Raw genomic sequence first — 21,748 nt, forward strand, 5'->3', positions numbered from 1 at the left:
GTGCAACCTCAGAGGGAGCGGCCCGAGCCGCCCGGGGCAAACGGGAGAGATTGAATGACATCAGCGACTCTGACGCCAGGGGCCGCCCTGGGCAGCCAGCGGGTGTCGGAAAATGTGCGTTATTACGAAGACGCCGTCCGACTCTTCGTCATCGCTGCAGTGTTCTGGGGCGTCGTCGGCTTCCTGGCCGGCGTCTTCATCGCGCTGCAGCTCGCTTTTCCGGCGCTGAATCTCGGCCTTGAGTGGACGAGCTTCGGGCGCCTGCGGCCGGTCCACACCTCGGCCGTGATCTTCGCGTTCGGCGGCAACGTCCTGTTCGCCACCTCGCTCTACTCCGTGCAGCGCACCAGCCGCCAGTTCCTGTTCGGCGGCGAGGGCCTCGCGAAGTTCGTCTTCTGGAACTACAACATCTTCATCGTCCTGGCGGCGCTCAGCTACGTGCTCGGCTACACCCAGGGCAAGGAGTATGCGGAGCCGGAGTGGATCCTCGACCTCTACCTGACGGTCATCTGGGTCCTCTACGCCATCCAGTTCATCGGCACGGTGATGACCCGCAAGGAGTCGCACATCTACGTCGCCAACTGGTTCTTCATGGCGTTCATCCTGACCGTCGCGATCCTCCACATCGGCAACAACGTCAACGTCCCGGTGTCGCTGACCGGGATGAAGTCCTACCCGTTCGTCTCGGGCGTGCAGAGCGCCATGGTGCAGTGGTGGTACGGCCACAACGCGGTCGGCTTCTTCCTGACCGCCGGCTTCCTCGGCATCATGTACTACTTCGTTCCGAAGCGCGCGGAGCGGCCGGTCTATTCGTACCGCCTGTCGATCGTGCACTTCTGGACGCTGATCTTCCTCTACATCTGGGCCGGCCCGCACCACCTGCACTACACGGCTCTGCCGGACTGGGCGCAGACGCTGGGCATGACCTTCTCGGTCATGCTGTGGATGCCGTCCTGGGGCGGCATGATCAACGGCATCATGACCCTGTCGGGTGCCTGGGACAAGCTGCGCACCGACCCGGTCCTGCGCTTCCTCGTGACGTCGGTGGCCTTCTACGGCATGTCGACCTTCGAGGGCCCGCTGATGTCGGTGAAGCCGGTCAACGCCCTGTCGCACTACACCGACTGGACGATCGGCCACGTGCACTCCGGTGCGCTCGGCTGGGTGGCCTTCATCTCCTTCGGCGCGATCTACTATCTGGTCCCGGTCCTGTGGAAGCGCTCGCAGCTCTACAGCCTGCGTCTGGTCAGCTACCACTTCTGGACCGCCACCATCGGCATCGTGCTCTACATCACCGCCATGTGGGTGTCGGGCATCATGCAGGGCCTGATGTGGCGCGCCTACGACAACCTCGGCTTCCTCCAGTACTCGTTCGTCGAGACGGTCGCGGCCATGCATCCCTTCTACGTGATCCGTGCTCTGGGCGGCGTGCTGTTCCTGGCTGGTGCCCTGATCATGGTCTACAACCTGTGGCGCACGGCCAAGGGTGACGTCCGCATCGAGAAGCCCTATGCCTCCGCCCCGCACAAGGCGGCGGTCGGTGCGGCCTGACGCCGGAGGAACTGAGAAAATGGCTGAGGAAAAAAAGGGCTTTAGTCACGACACGATCGAGCGGAACACGCTTCTGCTCATCGTCCTGATCCTGATCACCGTGTCGATCGGCGGCCTCGTCCAGATCGTCCCGCTGTTCACGATCGAGTCGACGATCGAGAAGGTGGACGGGGTCCGTCCCTATTCGCCGCTCGAACTGGCCGGCCAGAACATCTACTACCGCGAAGGCTGCTACAACTGCCACAGCCAGCAGATCCGTCCGTTCCGCGACGAGGTGGAGCGTTACGGTCACTACTCGCTGGCCGCGGAAAGCATGTACGACCATCCCTTCCAGTGGGGCTCCAAGCGCACCGGTCCGGACCTGGCCCGCGTGGGCGGCAAGTACTCCAACGACTGGCAGGTGGCCCATCTGGCCGATCCGCGCGCCGTGGTGCCGGAGTCGATCATGCCGGGCTACGCCTGGATGAAGGACCGTCCGCTGAAGTACACCGACATCCAGGATCACATGAAGACCCTGCGCATCGTCGGCGTCCCCTACACGGACGAGCAGATCGCCAGCGCCAAGGCCGACCTCGAAGCGCAGAAGAACCCGGACGCCGACACGGCCGGTCTGATGAAGCGCTACCCGAAGGCCGTCGTGGCGAACTTCACGGGCAACAAGGGCGTCACCGAAATGGACGCGCTGGTGGCCTACCTGCAGGTCCTGGGCACCATGGTGGACTTCACCAAGTACCAGTCGCCCAAGCAGCTCCAGCAGTAACCGGGAGGGGTCCATGGATTTGGATTCGATCACTGTCGCCCTGCGGTCCTTCTGGACCGTCTGGCTGGCCCTGCTCTTCACCGGCATCGTGGTCTACGCCATGTGGCCAGGCAACCGGGGCAAGTTCGAAGACGCCTCCCGGATCCCGCTCAAGGAAGATGGTCAGGAGTTTTAGGCCATGGCACAGAAAGAAAAGGACGCCCTTTCCGGCGTCGAGACCACCGGCCACGAGTGGGACGGCCTGCGGGAGCTGAACAACCCCCTGCCCAAGTGGTGGCTGTACATCTTCTACGTCTGCATCGCGTGGTCCCTCGTCTATTACGTGCTCTACCCGGCTTGGCCGCTGGGCAAGAGCTACACGAAGGGCCTGCTCGGCTACTCGCAGCGCGAGGAGCTGGTGCAGAAGGTCGCCGACGGCAAGAAGGCCCAGGAAAAGTACCTGACGGCCATCGCGGCGACCTCCGTCGAGGACATCCAGAAGAACAAGGACCTCCTTGCCTTCGCGATGGCCGGCGGCCGGTCCTACTTCAACGAGAACTGCGCGGCCTGCCACGGCGCCGGCGGTCAGGGCGCCAAGGGCTTCCCGACGCTCGCCGACGACGTGTGGCTGTGGGGCGGCACCACCGCCGACATCTACAAGACCATCCAGCACGGCATCCGTGCGGATGACGGCGACACCCGCGGGACGGTCGGCATCGGCATGACCGCCTTCGGCCGGGACGGCATCCTGAACCGCGAGCAGATCGGTCAGGTCGCCGAGTATGTCCTGTCGCTGAACAAGCGGTCGACCGACGCCGCCGCCGCGGAAAAGGGCAAGACCGTCTATGACGAGAACTGCGCCGCCTGCCACGGCGACAGCGCGCAGGGCTCGGTCGCGGTCGGCATGGACGTCGGCGCTCCGCCGCTCGTCACGGCCAACTGGCTGTATGGCGGCGACAAGGCCACGCTGGTGGAGACCATCACGAACGGCCGCGCCGGCGTGATGCCCGCCTGGTCGAAGCGTCTGGACGACGCGACGGTCAAGTCGCTGGCCGTCTACGTCCACAACCTGGGTGGCGGCAAGTAAGCCGTCCAGCCAGGGGCGGCCGGCCGGGAGGGGGATGCCTCCCGGCGGGTTCGCCGGACTTCGGTGCCGGGGAGGCGACTCCCCGGCATTTTCTTTTTTCCGAGTCGTCCTTTTTGCGGCTTGCGATGGGGGCCTGGGGAAGGGCGGAAGCCCCCGGATGTGCCCCCGAATCCGCCCCCGAATCCTTTGATCCAGCGCAATGCCCCTGTGACGTTGTGCCGCCATAGTCCCCTCGCCACGGCCGAACCATGTCGGCATGGCCAAGCCGCCCGCGCGGCGGTCGCCAGAAGAAGAGGGCGAGGTCATGAGCACGACCACCGAACAGTTGCCGCCTCGCATCGACCGATTGGACGGCGATGCGTTGGAACGCCTGGCTCCGGCCGCCGGGGATGCGCCCGCCGCCGCCCCGCCGAAGGCGCAGCGTCGTGCCGCGCGCTCGATGTACCAGAAGCACGCCAAGGTCTATCCCAAGGCGGTGCACGGCACCTTCCGCCGCATCAAATGGGCGGCGCTGGCGGTTCTCCTGGCGATCTACTACGTGCTGCCCTGGGTCCGCTGGGACCGCGGGCCGAACGCCCCCGACCAGGCGGTGCTGCTCGACCTCGCCAACCGCCGCTTCTACCTGTTCTTCGTCGAACTGTGGCCGCAGCAGATCTATTACCTGACCGGCGCGCTGATCCTGGCGGCGCTGGGCCTCTTCCTGGCGACCTCGCTGGCGGGCCGCGTCTGGTGCGGCTACGCCTGTCCGCAGACGGTGTGGACCGACCTGTATGTCTGGGTCGAGCGGCTGGTCGAAGGCGACCGCGGCGAGCGCATCCGCCTCGACCAGGGCGCCTGGACCGCCCGAAAGGTCGGGCGCAAGGTTCTGAAAAACCTGATCTGGCTGCTGATCGCCCTGGCGACCGGCGGCGCCTGGATCTTCTATTTCACCGACGCGCCGACCCTGCTCGGCGAGATGCTGCGCTTCGAGGTGTCCTCGACCGCGCTCGGCTTCATCGGCCTGTTCACCACCACCACCTACCTGCTGGCCGGCTTCGCGCGGGAGCAGGTCTGCACCTACATGTGCCCGTGGCCTCGCTTCCAGTCGGCGATGATCGACGAGGACAGCCTGATCGTCACCTACCAGGACTGGCGCGGCGAAGGCCGCAGCCTGATGCGCAAGTCGCAGAGCTGGGAGGAGCGCCGGGCCGAGGGGCTGGGCGACTGCATCGACTGCTTCAACTGCGTCCAGGTCTGCCCCGCCGGCATCGACATCCGCGACGGGCTGCAGATGCAGTGCATCGGCTGCGGCCTGTGCATCGACGCCTGCGACGAGATCATGACCAAGGTCGGGCGCCCGACCGGCCTCATCAAGTTCGACACCCAGACCAGCCAGGTGGCCGTCGCCACCGGCGGCCAGCCGGTGCCCTACCGCCTGCTGCGCCCGCGCACGATCCTCTACACGCTGATGATGCTGGTCATCGCCGGCGGCATCGGCGTCGGGCTGGTGCTGAAGCCGGGGCTGGACATCAGCGTCCTACGCGACCGCGCCCCGCTGTTCGTGGCCCTGTCCGACGGGTCGGTGCGCAACGCCTACACCTTCAAGATCTCCAACATGACCCGCGACCCGCGCGCCTACACGCTGGGCGTTTCCGGGGTGGCGGGGGCCAGCCTGTCGGTGGCCGGCGACGGCCAGGACGAGCAGGCCGGCACCCAGCGCCTGACCGCCGGTGCAGACATGGTGGCGACCTACAGAATTTTCGTGACCGCGCCGCGCACCGGTTTGCAAGGCGCCTCCCAGCCCCTTACCTTCAGGCTTACCTCGGCCGATGGTGAGGCGGCGACCTATGACTCCGTCTTCATGGGGCCGGCCAACTGATCCCGACCGGCTCTTCGCGCTGCATTCACCAAAGGTCAAGACGACGATGACGCTGTCCACCGACGCCGGAACCCGCCGCACCCCGCCCCGCCGGACCGGCCGCCAGCCCGGCTGGTACATCCCCTGGATCTTCGTGGCCGGTTTCGCCGTCGTGATCGCGGTCAACGGCGTGATGCTGCACTTCGCCCTGTCGAGCTGGACCGGCGTCCAGACCGAGCAGCATTTCCTGAAGGGGTTGAAGTACAACCAGGATCTGGCCGGCGCCCGCGCCCAGGCCGAGCGCGGCTGGAAGGTCACCACCGACTTCACCGCCACCGAGGCGCAGAAGGGCATCCTGGCGCTGACGCTGCACGACAAGCACGGCAATCTGCTGAAGGACGCCGAGGTGAAAGTCGCCTTCATCCGCCCGACCAGCGAGGGCCACGACGTGCGCCTCGATCTGCCCTATCTGGGCGAGGGCCGCTTCGCCGCCCCGGTGGCGCTGCCGCTGCCCGGCCAGTGGGACCTGCGCGTGGAGATCCACCACGCCACGGGCGACTACCAGGACGAGCAGCGCCTCTTCGTCAAGTAAGCGCTCCGTTCCCAACGCTACGGCAATCAAGCATACGGGTTCCGTGACATGACCGTCTGCCTCCACTGCGGGCAGGAGCATCCCGAGGGCACCGGCACCACCGCCTCCGACGGTGCCGGCCCCTTCTGCTGCACCGGCTGCGCGGCGGCCTACGACCTCGTCCGCGGGCTCGGGCTGGAACGCTATTACGAGCGGCGCTGCGTCGATCCGGGCGCCCGGCCCTTGCGCCCGGACGGGGGGGCGCCGCCGCTCGGCTACGCCCCCCACCCCCAGCCGGGGGGCGACGGCGCCGCCCCGCTGGCCCTGATGGTCGGCGGGCTGCAATGCGCGGCCTGCGTCTGGCTGATCGAGACGGCCCTGGCCCGCCAGCCGGGGGTGACCCACGCGCGGCTGAACATGACCACGCGCCGCCTGTCGGTGACGTGGCGCGAAGCCGAGACCGACGCCAACACGGTGGTCGACACCATCGCCCGCATCGGCTACCGCGCCGTCCCCTTCGATCCGGAGCGGCTGGGCGACGCTCAAGCGAAGACGGAGAAGGAACTTCTGCGCTCGCTCGCCGTCGCCGGCTTCGGCGCCAGCAACGTGATGCTGCTGTCGGTGTCGGTCTGGGCCGGGCACGCGACGGGCATGGGGTCCGCCACGCGCGACCTGATGCACTGGCTGTCGGCGCTGATCTGCATGCCGGCCATCGCCTACGCCCTGCGGCCCTTCGCGCGCTCCGCCTTCCAGGCGCTGCGGCGCGGGCGGACGAACATGGACGTCCCGATCACCATCGGCGTCCTGCTCGCCACCAGCATGAGCCTGTTCGAGACGATCAACAGCGGTGAGCACGCCTATTTCGATGGTGCGATGATGCTGCTGTTCTTCCTGCTGATCGGGCGCTACCTCGACCAGCGGGCGCGGGGCCGGGCGCGCTCGGCGGCGGAGCAGCTTCTCGGCCTGCACGCCACCTCGGTGACCGTGCTGAGCGAGGACGGGCGCAGCGCCATCGTCCCGCCGGATCAGGTCAGCCCCGGCTCCACCATCCTGGTGGCGGTGGGCGAGCGGGTCGCGGTCGACGGCACGGTGGCCGACGGCGTGTCCGACCTCGACACCGCCCTGATCACCGGCGAGACGGTGCCGGGCAGCGTGCGTCCCGGCGACCGCGTGTTCGCCGGCATGCTCAACCTCACCGCCCCGCTGCGCGTGACCGTCACGGCGGTGGGGGAGGGCACGCTGCTGGCCGAGATCGTCCGGCTGATGGAGGTGGCGGAGCAGGGCCGCGCCAAATACGTCGCCATCGCCGACCGCGTGTCGCGCCATTACGCCCCGGTCGTCCATGTGGCGGCGCTGGGCACCTTCCTGGGCTGGCTGCTGCTCGGCGGGCTGCCCTGGCAGGACTCGCTGATGAACGCCGTCGCCGTGCTGATCATCACCTGCCCCTGCGCGCTGGCGCTGGCCGTGCCGGTGGTGCAGGTGATCGCCAGCGGGCGGCTGATGCGGCAGGGCATCCTGCTGAAGACCGCCACGGCGCTGGAGCGCTTGGCCGTCATCGACACGGTGGTCTTCGACAAGACCGGCACCCTGACCGAGGGGCGCCCCGTCCCCCAGCTCGACGGGGTGGCCGAGGACGACCTGCGCCTTGCTGCGGCGCTCGCCGGGGCCAGCCGCCACCCGCTGGCCCGTGCCCTGACCCGCGCGCTGCCCACCGTTCCCGTCGCCGCCGGTGTTCGGGAGATCCCCGGCGCCGGCCTCGCCCTGGATGGCCCCGCCCTGGATGGCTCTGGGGGAGAAATCCGGCTGGGCAGCCGCGCCTTCACCGGCGCGCCGGACACGGCGGAGGACGCCGCCGGACCGGAGCTGTGGCTGGCCCGCCCCGGCACCGCCCCGGTGCGCATCACCTTCCTCGACGCGCCGCGCGCCGACGCCGCGGCGGTGGTGCGCGGGCTGAAGGCGCGGGGCCTGGACGTCCGGCTGCTGTCCGGCGACCGCCGTGGCGCGGTGGCCGCGGTGGCCGCGCAACTCGGCATCGAGGACTGGCGCGCCGGGCAGACGCCCGCCGACAAGACCGCCGTTCTGGACGCGCTCGCCGCCGAGGGGCGCAAGGTGCTGATGGTCGGCGACGGGCTGAACGACGCCCCGGCGCTGGCCGCGGCCAGCGTGTCGATGTCGCCGTCCACCGCGGTGGACGTCAGCCAGGCCCCCGCCGACGGGGTGTTCCCGGGCCCCCGCCTGCGCCCCCTCCTGGGAGCGTTCGAGGTGTCCCGCCGCTCCGGGCGGCTGGTGCGCCAGAATTTCGCCATCGCGCTGGTCTACAACCTGTTCGCGGTGCCCATCGCCATGGCGGGCATGCTGACGCCGCTGCTGGCGGCGCTGGCCATGTCCTCCTCCTCGCTGATCGTTATCGCCAACGCCCTGCGGCTCAGCCGCGGCGCGGTGACCAAGGACCTGACCGATGACCGAGCTTCTCTATCTGATCGCGATCGCGCTGAGCCTGGGGCTGATGGGCCTGGGGGCGTTCCTGTGGGCTCTCAAGTCCGGGCAGTTTGACGATCTCGACGGGGCGGCCCACCGCATCCTGTTCGACGACGAGCCGCCGCGCCCGAACACCGAGCCGTCGAGCCCCCCGACGAAACGCTCGTGAGACGAGCCGCTCTTAAGGCGTGGCTGTGGCAATTCGGCCATGGACGCTGCGAGCACCGTTGCGAAACAGACCGAATATGACGATTATGGGGACGTTGTACGGCTAAGGGTTGGGTCATGCCATGCCGCCCTTTGACATGGGACGCGCCCGCGAAAAGGGCGCGGCGAGTGAGATGAATCCCTGTGGGGCCTGTCCCGTGCGCAGTCTGACCGTCTGTGCCGCCCTGGACCCCGAGGAACTGCGCCGTCTCGCCGACATCCTCCAGACGTCCCGCGTCGAAGCCGGACAGACCCTGTTCAGCGAGGGCGACGCGGCGGACGCGCTCTACAACGTCACCGCCGGCACCGTGAAGCTCTACAAGCTGCTGCCGGACGGGCGCCGCCAGATCACCGGCTTCCTCGTCACCGGCGACTTCCTGGGGCTGGCGGTCAACGACAGCTACGCCTACACCGCGGAGACGGTCACGGCGGCGACGCTCTGCCGCTTCCCGCGCAAGAAGATCGACGCGCTGATGGACGAGTTCCCGAAGATGCAGCGCCGTCTCTTCTCCATGGCCTCGAACGAGCTGGCGGCGGCGCAGGACCAGATGCTTCTGCTCGGCCGCAAGACGGCGAAGGAGAAGATCTGCTCCTTCCTGCTGATGCTGTCCCAGCGGGCCGCCCGGCGCGGGCACAAGGAAAACCCCGTCTATGTGCCGATGAGCCGGGCCGACATCGCCGATTACCTGGGCCTGACCACCGAGACGGTCAGCCGCACCTTCACGCAGTTGAAGACCGCCGGCGTGATCTCGCTGCAGGAAGGCAACAAGGTCCTGATCAGCGACATGGACGCCATCTACGACATGGCCGAGGGCTGCTGAGCCTCCTTCCGGACACGAAACGATCGCTTCGATCATCGTTCGTGATCTGATATGTCGTATTCCAGGAAAAATTCGCATCTTTCGTGCGATCCCGCTCTGGCGGGACGCGCCCGCGCGGGCTAACATCCGCCGCCCGACCGGCCGGAACCGAAAACAACAACGGCGGCCGGCCCAAAGAAGAACGGCTGCAACAGCCTACGCTCAGGAACCGAACCCCGATGACCGAACCCGATACAAAGCGCGTCACCGACGAAGAAGCCCTTCTGCTGCACTCCTCCGGGCGTCCGGGCAAGCTGGAGATCGCGCCCACCAAGCCGCTGACGACCCAGCGCGACCTGTCGCTGGCCTATTCGCCGGGCGTGGCCGTTCCCTGCCTGCGCATCGCGGAAGACCCCAGCACGGCCTACGACTACACGGCCAAGGGCAACATCGTCGCCGTCATCTCCAACGGCACGGCGGTGCTGGGCCTGGGCGACCTCGGCGCGCTCGCCTCCAAGCCGGTGATGGAGGGCAAGGCGGTCCTCTTCAAGCGCTTCGCCGACGTGGACGGCATCGACCTGGAGGTCGGCACCAAGAACGTCGACGAGTTCGTCAACTGCGTCCGCTTCCTGGGGCCGAGCTTCGGCGGCATCAATCTGGAGGACATCAAGGCGCCGGACTGCTTCATCATCGAGGAGCGTCTGCGCGAGCTGCTGGACATCCCCGTCTTCCACGACGACCAGCACGGCACCGCCATCATCGCCGCCGCCGGCCTGATCAACGCCTGCGACATCACCGGGCGGACCCTCAAGGACGTGACGATGGTGGTCAACGGCGCCGGGGCGGCGGGCATCGCCTGCGCCGAGCTGTTCACGACTATGGGCGTGCCGCGCGAGAACATCATCCTGTGCGACACCAAGGGCGTCGTCTACCGCGGCCGCACCGACGGCATGAACCAGTGGAAGTCGTCCTTCGCGGTGGAGACGGACAAGCGCACGCTCCAGGAGGCGGTCGCCGGGTCCGACGTCTTCGTCGGCCTGTCGGCCAAGGGCGCGATGACGCCGGAGATGGTCAAGTCGATGGCGGCGAAGCCGATCATCTTCGCGCTGGCCAACCCCGACCCGGAAATCACGCCGGAGGAGGTGAAGGCCGTCCGTTCCGACGCCATCGTGGCGACGGGCCGCTCCGACTACCCGAACCAGGTCAACAACGTCCTGGGCTTCCCCTACCTGTTCCGCGGCGCGCTCGACGTGCGGGCGACCACCATCAACGAGGCGATGAAGGTCGCCGCCGCCAAGGCGCTGGCCGCCCTGGCGCGCGAGGACGTGCCGGACGAGGTGGACGCCGCCTATGCGGGCCGCCGCCTGCGCTACGGGCCGGAATACATCATTCCGGTGCCCTTCGACCCGCGGCTGATCGTGACGGTCCCCGCCGCGGTGGCCCAGGCCGCCATGGAGACCGGCGTGGCGCGCAAGCCCATCGTCGATCTGGCGGGCTACCGGAACGCGCTGCGCACCCGTCTCGACCCGACGGCGGACAGCCTCCAGCTCATCCTGGAGAAGGTGAAGGCCAACCCGCGCCGCGTCGTCTTCGCCGAGGGCGAGGAGGAGCGGACGATCCGCGCCGCGCTCGCCTTCCGCGCCGCCGGTTTCGGCACGCCGGTGCTGATCGGGCGCGAGGCGGTCATCAAGGAGCAACTGGCGGCGATGGGCCAGTCCGCCGTCTCGCTGGAGATCCACAACGCCCGCGTCTCCGACGCCAACCGCCGCTACAGCGACTATCTGTACCGCCGGTTGCAGCGCCGGGGGGCCCTGCTGCGCGACTGCCAGCGCATGGTGAACCAGGACCGCAACGTCTTCGCCGCGCTGATGGTGGCGCAGGGCGACGCCCACGCCATGGTCACCGGTCTGACCCGCACCTTCGGCGTGGCCTTCGAGGAGATCCGCCGGGTCATCGACGCCAAGGCGAACGAGCCGGTCTTCGGCCTGCACGTCTTCCTGACGCGCAACCGCACGGTGCTGATCGCCGACACCACGGTGCATGTCCGCCCGAACGGCCAGACGCTGGCCGACATCGCCGTCGGCGCCGCGGCCAAGGCGCGGCAGATGGGGCACGAGCCGCGGGTGGCGCTGCTGTCCTTCTCCGACTTCGGCCAGCATCCCCACCCGAACACCGACCCGTTGCGCGAGGCCATCGACATCCTCGACAGCCGCCGCGTCGATTTCGAGTATGACGGGGAGATGTCGGCGGACGTGGCGCTCGACTACCAGCTGATGAAGCGGGTCTACCCCTTCTGCCGGCTGTCCGGTCCGGCCAACGTGCTGATCATGCCCGGCCTGCATTCGGCCAACATCACGGCAAAGATGCTGCACAAGATGGCCGGCGGCCAGATGATCGGCCCGCTGCTGATCGGCTTGGACAAGCCGGCGCAGATCGTCACCATGGGCGCCTCGGTCAACGATCTGGTCACCGCGGCAGCGCTGGCGGCCCACGACTCGCTGCCCTGGTAAGCGGCTAAGTGGCGCTCTTCGGACGGTGCCTGGGCTGGGCACATCCCCAGGGTTAGCCGTACTTGAAGTCCCCTCTCCCCTCTGGGGAGAGGGTTAGGGTGAGGGGGTTGCGCTTGTGCCGGACCTACCGCCACGCGCAACCCCCTCACCGGCCCTTTGGGCCACCCTCTCCCCGCAGGGAGAGGGTTATGAAGATCGATCGCGCTTGCCTGGGCATTTCGGCCCGCGCGTTAATCTTTTGTGACGCCCGCTCACCGGCTATGCGGGATGGTGTAAAAGCGGAGTTCCGTCCCCCCAACCATCTTCCTGCCGTCCGTCCGACGCACGAAAGCGCCGATCATGACCCCCAAGCCGATGCCGCCCCTCCGGTTGATCCTCGCCGCCGCGCTGGTGCTGGCCCCGCTGCTGCCGGCCCTGTGGTGGCTGTGGCGGCAGGGGGCCATCGGTCCGGCGGTGGCGGTGCTGGGCGGACTGGCCGGGATCGGCGGGGTGGCGCTGATGCTTCAGCTCTATTTCCGCGACCTGCGGACAGTGGCCGCCCACGCCGCACAGCTCGCCGCCGGCCCGACGGAGCCGGTCCCGCCCTTGCCCGTCACCGCCTCCGGGCCGGTGCGGGCGGCGGCGGCAGCGGCGGTGCGGCTGCACCGGGTGATGAACGCCCGCACCGAACTGGCGCTGGCCCAGCTCGAAGCCAACGAATCCATCATCGAGGCGCTGCACGACCCGCTGGTCCTGGTCGGGGCGGAGCGGCAGGTGGCGCGGGCCAACCAGGCGGCGCGCGCCCTGTTCGGCGACCGCATCCTCGACCGCGACCTCGCCGCCTCGCTGCGCAACCCGGCGGTGCTGGAAGCGGTGGACGCGGTGCTGAAGGGCGGCGCATCGCGCATCCTGGAATTCAGCCTGCCGGTGCCGGTGGAGCGCATGTTCGAGGTTCGGGTCAAGCCCTTCCAGCGGCGCGTCCCCCGCCCGGCCCCCGGCGAGAACGAGGTGCCCGCCGGAAGCGTGCCGGGGCGGATGGTCATCCTGACGCTGCACGACATCACCGCGCTGCGCCGGTCGGAGCAGATGCGCGCCGACTTCATCGCCAACGCCAGCCACGAGCTGCGCACGCCGCTGTCCTCCCTGCTCGGCTTCATCGAGACGCTGCGCGGCCCCGCCCGCGAGGATCTGGAGGCGCACGAGCGCTTCCTGTCGATCATGCAGGACCAGGCCAGCCGGATGGCCCGCCTCGTCAACGACCTGCTGTCGCTGTCGCGGATCGAGCTGGACGAGCACATGCCGCCCGCCGGCAAGGTCGATGTGCTGGACCGGCTGGACGGGGTTATGGCGGCGCTGGAGCTGAAGGCGGCCAGCCGCCGCATCCGCCTGACGCTGGAGGCGCCGGACGGCCTGCCCGCGGTGATCGGCGACGAGGACCAACTCACCCAGGTCTTCCAGAACCTCGTCAGCAACGCGATCAAATACACGCGCGAAAACACCGACGTGACCGTCGCCGTGTCGCTCGCCGACGGCATGGCGGTCGGGGTGTCCGGCCCCGCGGGACGCGCCGGCCGGGGGATGCCGATGGTCGCCGTCGCCGTGCGCGACCAGGGGGAGGGCATCGCCCGCACCCACCTGCCGCGCCTGACCGAGCGCTTCTACCGGGTCGACGCCGCGCGGTCGCGGGCCATGGGCGGCACCGGGCTGGGGCTGGCCATCGTCAAGCACATCGTGAACCGCCACCGCGGCCGCCTGACCATCGAAAGCGCGGTCGGGGTGGGCAGCACCTTCACGGTCTATCTGCCGGCGGCGTCGGAGGAGTCGGGAGAGGGCCGCGCCGCGGAGCCCGTGCGGCGCCAAGCCTAAAGGTTGCGGCTACCCCGTCAGGCGTGACCGAAAGTGGGCGTCGTCACGAAACTGTCATAAAACCGTAATCAACGCGTCGCGGACCCCGACTAGTGTCCGCCCCGCAAGCCGCCCGCCCCTGGGGGAAGCGGCACGGGGTTGGACCATCGCGTTCCCCGGAAAAGGGGCAACCGGACCATCGGAGGGATACCGTGAATTCCAAGAAGCTCGCCGTCACCGCCGCCGCGGTCGTCGCCATGACCGCCGCCTTCGCGGGTGCTGCGAACGCCCAGTCGCGCGACCAGATCCGCGCCGTCGGCTCCTCGACCGTGTTCCCGTTCACCACGGCGGTTGCCGAGGCCTTCGGCAAGGGCGGCAAGTTCAAGACCCCGGTCGTCGAGTCGACCGGCACCGGTGGTGGCCTGAAGCTGTTCTGCGCGGGCGTCGGCCCGCAGCACCCGGACGTGGCGAACGCCTCGCGCCGCATCAAGAAGTCCGAGGTCGAGCAGTGCGCCGCCAACGGCGTCGCCCAGATCACCGAGCTGAAGATCGGCTACGACGGCATCGCGCTGGCCTATTCCAAGCAGGCCCCGCACACCGACCTGACCACCCAGGTCCTGTGGAAGGCCCTGGCCAAGGACGTGCCGGTGGACGGCAAGATGGTCGCCAACCCCTACAAGAAGTGGTCGGACATCGACCCGAAGCTCCCGAACAAGGAGATCGAGGTTCTCGGCCCGCCCCCGACGTCCGGCACCCGCGACAGCTTCAACGAGCTGGTGATGCTCGAAGGCTGCAAGAAGGTCGCCGAGGTGAAGACCATCGTCGCCGACGAGAAGGCCCGTGAAAAGGCCTGCATGACCATCCGCGAGGACGGCGGCTACGTCGAGGCCGGCGAGAACGACAACCTGATCGTCCAGAAGCTGACCGCCAACCCCGACGCCTTCGGCGTGTTCGGCTACAGCTTCTACGACCAGAACCGCGACAAGCTCCAGACCGCCAAGATGGACGGCGTCGAACTGTCGCCGGAAGCGGTCCAGGCCGGCAAGTACGAGCTGTCGCGCCCGCTGTACATCTACATCAAGAACGCCCACGCCGGCGTCATCCCCGGCATCCGCGAGCTGGTCGCCGAGTTCACCTCGGAGCGCGCGATGGGCGAGGACGGCTACCTGTCCGACAAGGGTCTGATCTCCCTGCCGAAGGCGGAGCGCGACGCCGCCCGCACCTCGGCGACCAACCTGACCCCGCTCCAGCTCTGACCGGCTGACGGGACCGGCGGCTCTCCCCGGAGGGCCGCCGGTTTCCCGTTTGTGCCAGGAGCCCGTTTTCAGCCCATTTCCGGCGGTTTCGCATGCAGCTCACGGTACTGCTCATCATTCTGGCCCTGCTCACAGTGATCGGTTACCAGATGGGCCGGTCGCGTGCCGTCGCCTCCGTCGGCGGCCGCATCGTCGAGCTTCATTCGGTGCCGTCCTACCACGGCTTCTACGTCGCCCTCTGGGCGGGGCTTCCGGCCCTGCTGCTCTTCGCCTTCTGGGGGGCGTCCGAAGGCTGGCTGGTCATGCAGATGGTCCTGTCCGGCCTGCCGGATCGGCTGGTCAACGGCGACGCCCAGGCGCTCGGCCTGCTGCGCGCCGACATCCTGAACCTCGCCCACGGCGTCGCTACGGGCCGCGAGCCCGATCCGGAGGTCGTCGCCGCGGCGGAGCGCTATCTGCGGCTGCACGCGCTCGGCGACTGGAGCCTTCTGGTCATCGGCTGCTGCATCGCCATCGGCGGCCTGCTCTACGCCCGCGGCCGGATCGACCCCGACCTGCGCGCCCGCAACCGGGTGGAGCGCACGGTCAACATCGCGCTGGTCATCTGCTCGCTGGTCGCCATCCTGACCACGATCGGTATCGTGCTGTCGCTTCTGTTCGAGGCGATCCGCTTCTTCGCGGTGGTCAACCCGCTGGACTTCCTGTTCGGGACGCACTGGAGCCCGCAGATGGCCATGCGCGCCGACCAGGTGGGCTCCAGCGGCTCCTTCGGCGCGATCCCGCTGTTCGCCGGCACGCTGCTGATCACCGGCATCGCCATGGCGGTGGCGGTTCCGGTCGGGCTGATGGCGGCCATCTTCATGTCGGAATACGCCAGCCCGGGCCTGCGCACCTGGCTGAAGCCGATCCTGGAGGTGCTGGCCGGCATCCCGACCGTGGTCTACGGCTTCTTCGCCGCCCTGACCATGGCGCCCTTCGTCCGCGACCTGGGCAACAGCCTGGGGCTGAGCGTCAGCTCCGAATCGGCGCTGGCCGCCGGCTTCGTGATGGGCGTGATGATCATCCCCTTCGTCAGCTCGCTGTCGGACGACGTCATCAACGCGGTGCCGCAGAGCTTGCGCGACGGCTCCTACGGGCTGGGCGCCACCAAGTCGGAGACGATCCGGCTGGTCGTGCTGCCCGCCGCCCTGCCGGGCATCGTCGCCGCCATCATGCTGGCGGTCAGCCGCGCCATCGGCGAGACGATGATCGTCACCATGGCCGCCGGCCTCACCGCCAACCTGACCGCCAACCCGCTGGACGCCGTGACCACGGTGACGACGCAGATCGCCACGCTGCTGGTCGGCGACCAGGAGTTCGACAGCCCCAAGACGCTGTCGGCCTTCGGGCTGGGCCTCGTCCTGTTCGTCGTGACCCTCACCCTCAACATGGTCGCCCTCCGGGTGGTCCAGAAGTATCGAGAGAAATATGACTGACCTCGTGGAACAGGATACGCGGGCCATGTCGGTCGCCGTCACCAAGTCGCGCTACCAGAGCGAGGAATTCTCCGCCCGCCTGCGCCGCCGCTACGCCGCGGAGCGCCGGTTCCGGATCGCCGGGATGCTCGCCGTCGGGATCGCGTCTCTGATGCTGGTGGTTCTGCTCGGCTCCATCGTCAGTAAGGGCTACACCGCCTTCTGGCAGGCGCAGATCCGGCTGGAGGTGACTCTGGACAAGCAGCAGGTCGAGGAACGGAACTACACCGCCCTCGTCCGGCAGGCGCTTTACGCCCAGGTCCCGGCGGCCACCGACCGCGCCACCCGCCGCTTGCTGAACGACCTGCTGTCCTCCGGCGCGCCGTACGAGCTGGAGGCGATGGTCAACGCCAACCCCTCCATCGTCGGCACCACGCAGACGGTCTGGGTCCGCGCCGATGACGAGATCGACCAGTTCATGAAGGGCTTCATCCGGCGCGACGTGCCGGAAGCCGAGCGCCGGCTGAGCGACGTCAAGATCGCCGCCATCGACGCGCTGGTCGCCAAGGGGTCGATCCGCAGCACCTTCAACACCACCCTGTTCACCGCCGGCGACAGCCGCGAGCCGGAACAGGCGGGCATTCTCGGGGCCGTCGTCGGCTCCGCCCTGACGCTGGTGGTGACCATGCTGCTGTCGGTGCCCATCGGCATCGCCGCCGCGGTCTATCTGGAGGAGTTCGCGCCGAAGAACCGCTGGACCGACCTGATCGAGGTCAACATCAACAACCTCGCCGCGGTGCCCTCGATCATCTTCGGTCTGCTCGGTCTGGCGGTGTTCCTCGGCTTCTTCGGGCTGCCGCGCTCCGCCCCGCTGGTCGGCGGTCTGGTGATGGCGCTGATGACCCTGCCGGTCATCATCATCGCCTCGCGCGTCGCGCTGAAGGCGGTGCCGCCGTCGATCCGCGAGGCGGCGCTGGGCGTCGGCGCCTCGCCGCTGCAGACGGTGACGCACCACGTCCTGCCGCTGGCCCTGCCGGGCATCCTGACCGGCACCATCATCGGCATGGCCCGCGCGCTGGGCGAGACGGCGCCGCTGCTGATGATCGGCATGGTGGCCTTCATCGTGGACATCCCGGGCGGCCTGACCGACAGCGCCACGGCCATCCCGGTGCAGATCTACATGTGGGCGGACAGCCCCGAGCGGGCCTTCACGGAGCGCACCTCCGCGGCGATCCTGATCCTGCTCGCCTTCCTCATCCTGATGAACGGCCTGGCCGTCTTCCTGCGCAAGAAATTCGAGAGGCGTTGGTAAACCCATGAGCGTCCAGACCCACATCCCGGCCACGGCCATGGCTTCGCGTCCCGCCGCCGGCATCCACGGCACCAAGATGGTCGCCCGCGACGTCAAGGTGTTCTACGGGGCCAAGCAGGCGCTCAAGGGCATCAACCTGGAGATCCAGGAAAACCGCGTGATGGCGCTGATCGGCCCGTCCGGCTGCGGCAAGTCGACGTTCCTGCGCTGCCTGAACCGCATGAACGACACCATCGAGAACTGCCGCGTCGAGGGGCTGATCGCGCTCGACGGCGAGGACGTCTACGGCAAGTCGATCGACGCCGTGCAGCTCCGCGCCCGCGTCGGCATGGTCTTCCAGAAGCCGAACCCGTTCCCGAAGTCGATCTACGACAACATCGCCTACGGCCCGCGCATCCACGGCATCGCCAGCCACCGCGACGAGATGGACGAGATCGTCCAGACCTCGCTGAAGCGCGCCGGCCTGTGGAACGAGGTGAAGGACCGCCTGCGCGAGCCGGGCACCGGCCTGTCCGGCGGCCAGCAGCAGCGCCTGTGCATCGCCCGCGCCATCGCCGTCAGCCCCGAGGTGATCCTGATGGACGAGCCCTGCTCGGCGCTCGACCCCATCGCGACGGCCCACATCGAGGAGCTGATCGACGAGCTGCGCGAGAACTACACGATCGTCATCGTCACCCACAACATGCAGCAGGCGGCCCGCGTCTCCCAGAAGACCGCCTTCTTCCATCTGGGCGACATGGTGGAGTGCGACGACACCGAAGAGATCTTCACCAACCCGCGGGACGAGCGCACCCAGGGCTACATCACCGGCCGCTACGGCTGATCTCCCGCCTCGCCGCGAATCCTCCATCAGCGAAGGACGTGAAGCATGAGCACCGAACACATCGTGCGCTCCTTCGCGCACGAACTTGAGCGCCTGTCCAACCTGATCACCCAGATGGGCGGCGTCGCAGAGGCGCAGGTGGACGCCGCCGTGAAGGCGGTGGCCCGCCGCGACGTCGCGCTGGCCGCCCAGGTCATGCAGGCCGACCAGCGCATCGACGCCTACGAGCGCGACATCGACGCCGAGGCCGTGCGGCTGCTCGCCCTGCGCCAGCCGCTGGCCCAGGACCTGCGCGAGATCGTGTCGGCGCTGAAGATCGCGTCGGACCTGGAGCGGATCGGCGACTACGCCTCCAACATCGCCAAGCGCTCGCTGGCACTGGCCCAGGTGCCGGTGGTCCGCCCGGCGGTGGCCATCCCGCGCATGGGGCGGCTGGTCGAGTCGATCATGAAGGACGTGCTGGACGCCTACATCGAGCGCGACGTCCAGCGCGCCATCGCCGCCTGGGAACGCGACGAGGAGCTGGACGACCTCTACACCAGCCTGTTCCGCGAAGTCCTCACCTACATGATGGAGGACCCGCGCAACATCACGCCCTGCACGCACCTGCTGTTCATGGCGAAGAACCTGGAACGGATCGGCGACCACGCCACCAACATCGCCGAGACCATCCATTATCTGGTGGTCGGGACGACGCTGCGCGCGGCGCGTCCGAAGAACGACGGCAGCAGCTTCGCCGTGGTCGAGCCGGACGGTTCGGTCATGGATGCGGCCACGGAGGCTGTGGAACGGGGATTGCCGCGGGACGGCGGCCCGGATAACGATGGAGCGGGACATGCCGCGTGACGGCGATACGCGCAGTGGGAGCGGGACAAGCATGAATTCGGCGCTGAAGCCGCTCGTTCTCATCGTCGAGGACGAAGCCGACATCGTGACGCTGCTGAAGTACAATCTGGAGAAGGAAGGCTTCCGCGTGAACGCCGCCACCGACGGCGAGGAAGCCCTTCTTCTGGCCGGGGAGCAGACGCCGAACATCGTCCTGCTCGACTGGATGCTGCCGCTGATGTCGGGCCTGGAGGTTTGCCGGCAGATGCGCCGCAACAGCAAGATGCGCGACATCCCGATCATCATGCTGACCGCCCGCGGCGAGGAGGCGGACCGCGTGCGCGGCCTGAATTCCGGCGCGGACGACTACATCACCAAGCCCTTCTCCCCGACCGAGCTGGTCGCCCGCATGCGCGCCGTCCTGCGCCGCTCGGCTCCCGGCATGACCGACGAGACGCTGCAGTTCGCCGACGTGACCATGGATCTGGCCGCCCACCGGGTGCGCCGCAACGGGCGCGACGTGCATCTGGGGCCGACCGAGTTCCGCCTGCTGCGCCATTTCATGCAGCACCCCGGCCGTGTCTTCTCGCGCGAACAGCTTCTCGACGTGGTGTGGGGGCACGACGTCTATGTCGAGCCGCGCACCGTCGACGTTCACATCCGCCGCTTGCGCAAGGCGATGAACGAGGAGACGGAGATGGACCTGATCCGCACCGTCCGCTCGGCCGGCTACGCGCTGGACAGCAAGTCCATCTGAGCGGCGGGAATTTTGGGGGACAACAGGGTCTGCACGGATTTCACGGATTTTTTTATCCGTGCGCAGCTCGTACCCGATCGGTCAGCCAGCGCCGAGCAAGCCCAAAGAAATCCGTGAGATCCGTGTAAATTCTGTTGTCCGCCGAGAATCCGGAAACCCGCTTTTACCCTTCCAGCAACCCCACCGCCTCCCGCAGGATCGCCACCTTCGGGCCGAAGCGCTTTGCCAGGTCGCTGTCCTCGATGAAGCCGATCATCACGCGCAGGGCGTGCGCCACCCGCGGGGCGAGATCGGGATGCGCCGTCACATGCTGCGCCAGATGGGCCAGCGCGTCCCGGTAGGGCCGGCCCTCGAAACCCTCCGCGGCGATCGCCTCGAAGCGGTTCGCGTACTCGATCACCAGACTGTGGTCCATTGGGCTGTGGTCGTCGGTCATCGCGCTCACACGAAGAGGATCGCGCCGGTCTTCGGCGCGTCGTTCAGGAAGGTGACGACGCCGCCGGTCTTCACCGGCACGTCGGGGCGCAGAGGGGCGCCAACAGGCAGGCCGAGCGCGCGCAACCCCATCTCGCAGGCCATCACCGTGACCTTGAGCATCACGCAGGCTTCCAGCAACTCCTCGAAGCCGGCCAGCCCGTTGGCGGTGAAGGCGGCGTCGCGCTCCGCCGGGCGGCTGCCGTCGTCGGCGGGGTCCAGCCGGTGCCAGCCCGGCGCGCCGTCCGCGTCCTCGGCCAGCAGCGTGTTCAGGGCGCGGCCGGTGAAGAACAGCGTGACCTTGCGGTTGGTCGCCGCCGCGGCGCTGGCCATCACCAGGGCGTAGTGAACCCGGTCGAAGCCACCCGCGAACAGGACGATGGACAGGGTCTCGGGACCTTCCATGGGTCAGGGCTCTCCCAAGCGCCGGTCAGTGGGCGGACAGGTCGTGGATGGTCGGGTGGGCGCCGCACAGCGGGCAGTCCGGGTCGCGGCGCACCGTGATGCGCTGGAACGAGGCGTGCAGCGTGTCGAGCATCATCAGCCTGCCCGACAGCCCCTCGCCGATGCCCATGATCTCCTTCAGCACCTCGGTCGTCTGGAGCGAACCGACGAAGCCGGCCAGCGCCCCCAGCACGCCGCCCTCGGAGCAGGACGGCACCAGACCGCGCGGCGGCGGTTCCGGGAACAGGCAGCGGTAGCAGGGGTGTGGATCGCCGAGATGCGCCTTGAAGGTGGAGACCTGCCCGTCGAAGCGCAGGATCGCCGCCGACACCAGCGTCTTCCTCGCGAAGTAGCAGGCGTCGTTGAGCAGGAAGCGCGTGGCGAAATTGTCCGACCCGTCGGCCACGATGTCGTAGCGCCCGATCAGGTCCAGCGCGTTGTCCCTGGTCAGCCGCGCCTTGTGCACCTCCACCGCCACGTCGGGGTTCAGCGCGCGGATGCGGGCGGCGGCGCTCTCCACCTTCGGCAGGCCCAACGTGGATTCATCGTGGATGATCTGCCGTTGCAGGTTGGACAGGTCCACCGTGTCGTCGTCGATGACGCCGATGGTGCCCACCCCCGCCGCGGCGAGGTAGAGCAGCAGCGGCGCGCCCAGCCCGCCGGCGCCGACGACCAGGACGCGGGCGCGCAGCAGCGCCTCCTGCCCGACGCCGCCGACCTCCGGCAGGATGATGTGGCGGGAATAGCGGTGAAGCTGGGTGTCGGTGAAATCCATGATCCGCAGAATAGCGCGGAACGC

Annotated in this window: 20 protein-coding genes; 17 read left to right on the top strand and 3 right to left on the bottom strand. The window is 68.5% G+C overall.

The features are described 5' to 3' along the window. Positions 1-54: 54 nt before the first annotated feature. The 17 genes from ccoN (at position 55) to phoB (ending at position 20,031) form a co-directional block, all read left to right on the top strand. Positions 55-1,551, top strand: coding sequence for a cytochrome-c oxidase, cbb3-type subunit I (ccoN, locus tag H0B54_RS00100; protein WP_094301480.1), 1,497 nt, complete (start codon positions 55-57; stop codon positions 1,549-1,551). Between the two features lie 19 nt (positions 1,552-1,570). Next, positions 1,571-2,311, top strand: coding sequence for a cytochrome-c oxidase, cbb3-type subunit II (ccoO, locus tag H0B54_RS00105; protein ID WP_188258779.1), 741 nt, complete (start codon positions 1,571-1,573; stop codon positions 2,309-2,311). Between the two features lie 13 nt (positions 2,312-2,324). Beyond that, on the top strand, positions 2,325-2,486 hold the full coding sequence (locus tag H0B54_RS00110) for a cbb3-type cytochrome c oxidase subunit 3 (RefSeq protein ID WP_014238792.1): 162 nt from the start codon (positions 2,325-2,327) through the stop codon (positions 2,484-2,486). Between the two features lie 3 nt (positions 2,487-2,489). Then, positions 2,490-3,377, top strand: a complete 888-nt coding sequence (gene ccoP / locus H0B54_RS00115; protein ID WP_183177485.1) for a cytochrome-c oxidase, cbb3-type subunit III — start codon at positions 2,490-2,492, stop codon at positions 3,375-3,377. 304 nt (positions 3,378-3,681) lie between these two features. Further along, positions 3,682-5,235 (top strand): cytochrome c oxidase accessory protein CcoG, encoded by a 1,554-nt coding sequence (ccoG, locus tag H0B54_RS00120; protein WP_188258780.1) that lies wholly within the window; start codon positions 3,682-3,684, stop codon positions 5,233-5,235. 46 nt (positions 5,236-5,281) lie between these two features. After that, the gene (locus H0B54_RS00125) at positions 5,282-5,806 is read left to right on the top strand and encodes a FixH family protein (RefSeq protein ID WP_188258781.1); all 525 of its coding nucleotides are present in this window, start codon (positions 5,282-5,284) and stop codon (positions 5,804-5,806) included. A gap of 48 nt (positions 5,807-5,854) precedes the next feature. Beyond that, the gene (locus H0B54_RS00130; RefSeq protein ID WP_188258782.1) at positions 5,855-8,338 is read left to right on the top strand and encodes a heavy metal translocating P-type ATPase; all 2,484 of its coding nucleotides are present in this window, start codon (positions 5,855-5,857) and stop codon (positions 8,336-8,338) included. Continuing rightward, positions 8,292-8,432, top strand: coding sequence for a cbb3-type cytochrome oxidase assembly protein CcoS (gene ccoS / locus H0B54_RS29595; RefSeq protein WP_246472245.1), 141 nt, complete (start codon positions 8,292-8,294; stop codon positions 8,430-8,432). The genes H0B54_RS00130 and ccoS overlap by 47 nt, the downstream gene beginning before the upstream one ends. Before the next feature lie 196 nt (positions 8,433-8,628). Beyond that, entirely contained in the window at positions 8,629-9,291 is a 663-nt protein-coding gene (locus tag H0B54_RS00135; protein ID WP_247873943.1) for a Crp/Fnr family transcriptional regulator, read from the top strand. Positions 9,292-9,509: 218 nt separating this feature from the next. Continuing rightward, positions 9,510-11,780 carry an NADP-dependent malic enzyme gene (locus tag H0B54_RS00140; protein ID WP_094301488.1) on the top strand — a complete coding sequence of 757 codons (2,271 nt, stop codon included), beginning with the start codon at positions 9,510-9,512 and terminating at the stop codon, positions 11,778-11,780. 339 nt (positions 11,781-12,119) lie between these two features. Continuing rightward, positions 12,120-13,625: an ATP-binding protein gene (locus H0B54_RS00145; RefSeq protein WP_188258783.1), complete on the top strand. Its 1,506-nt coding sequence runs from the start codon at positions 12,120-12,122 to the stop codon at positions 13,623-13,625. Positions 13,626-13,816: 191 nt separating this feature from the next. After that, a complete protein-coding gene (locus H0B54_RS00150; RefSeq protein ID WP_188258784.1) occupies positions 13,817-14,860 on the top strand; it encodes a substrate-binding domain-containing protein in 1,044 nt (347 codons plus the stop codon). Positions 14,861-14,952: 92 nt separating this feature from the next. Further along, positions 14,953-16,335, top strand: coding sequence for a phosphate ABC transporter permease subunit PstC (gene pstC, locus H0B54_RS00155; protein ID WP_188258785.1), 1,383 nt, complete (start codon positions 14,953-14,955; stop codon positions 16,333-16,335). Further along, positions 16,328-17,626: a phosphate ABC transporter permease PstA gene (gene pstA, locus H0B54_RS00160; protein WP_211109095.1), complete on the top strand. Its 1,299-nt coding sequence runs from the start codon at positions 16,328-16,330 to the stop codon at positions 17,624-17,626. Before pstC ends, pstA begins: the two co-directional genes overlap by 8 nt. Positions 17,627-17,663: 37 nt before the next feature. Continuing rightward, positions 17,664-18,449 (top strand): phosphate ABC transporter ATP-binding protein PstB, encoded by a 786-nt coding sequence (pstB, locus tag H0B54_RS00165; RefSeq protein ID WP_172428312.1) that lies wholly within the window; start codon positions 17,664-17,666, stop codon positions 18,447-18,449. A gap of 45 nt (positions 18,450-18,494) precedes the next feature. Beyond that, complete coding sequence (gene phoU, locus H0B54_RS00170; RefSeq protein WP_188258787.1) at positions 18,495-19,295, top strand: phosphate signaling complex protein PhoU; 801 nt, start codon at positions 18,495-18,497, stop codon at positions 19,293-19,295. A gap of 31 nt (positions 19,296-19,326) precedes the next feature. Beyond that, positions 19,327-20,031 carry a phosphate regulon transcriptional regulator PhoB gene (gene phoB, locus H0B54_RS00175; RefSeq protein WP_014238776.1) on the top strand — a complete coding sequence of 235 codons (705 nt, stop codon included), beginning with the start codon at positions 19,327-19,329 and terminating at the stop codon, positions 20,029-20,031. 163 nt (positions 20,032-20,194) lie between these two features. On the opposite strand, the gene H0B54_RS00180 is transcribed toward phoB, so the two are convergent. From H0B54_RS00180 to H0B54_RS00190, 3 genes are read right to left on the bottom strand one after another with little or no spacing between them, the layout of a single operon-like run. Then, the gene (locus H0B54_RS00180; RefSeq protein WP_188258788.1) at positions 20,195-20,467 is read right to left on the bottom strand and encodes a hypothetical protein; all 273 of its coding nucleotides are present in this window, start codon (positions 20,465-20,467) and stop codon (positions 20,195-20,197) included. Positions 20,468-20,472: 5 nt separating this feature from the next. Next, positions 20,473-20,910, bottom strand: coding sequence for a DsrE family protein (locus H0B54_RS00185; RefSeq protein ID WP_188258789.1), 438 nt, complete (start codon positions 20,908-20,910; stop codon positions 20,473-20,475). A 25-nt stretch (positions 20,911-20,935) separates the two neighbouring features. Beyond that, positions 20,936-21,724, bottom strand: a complete 789-nt coding sequence (locus H0B54_RS00190) for a HesA/MoeB/ThiF family protein (protein WP_188258790.1) — start codon at positions 21,722-21,724, stop codon at positions 20,936-20,938. Positions 21,725-21,748: the final 24 nt, after the last annotated feature.

Source organism: Azospirillum tabaci, assembly GCF_014596085.1.
Lineage (GTDB): Bacteria > Pseudomonadota > Alphaproteobacteria > Azospirillales > Azospirillaceae > Azospirillum > Azospirillum tabaci.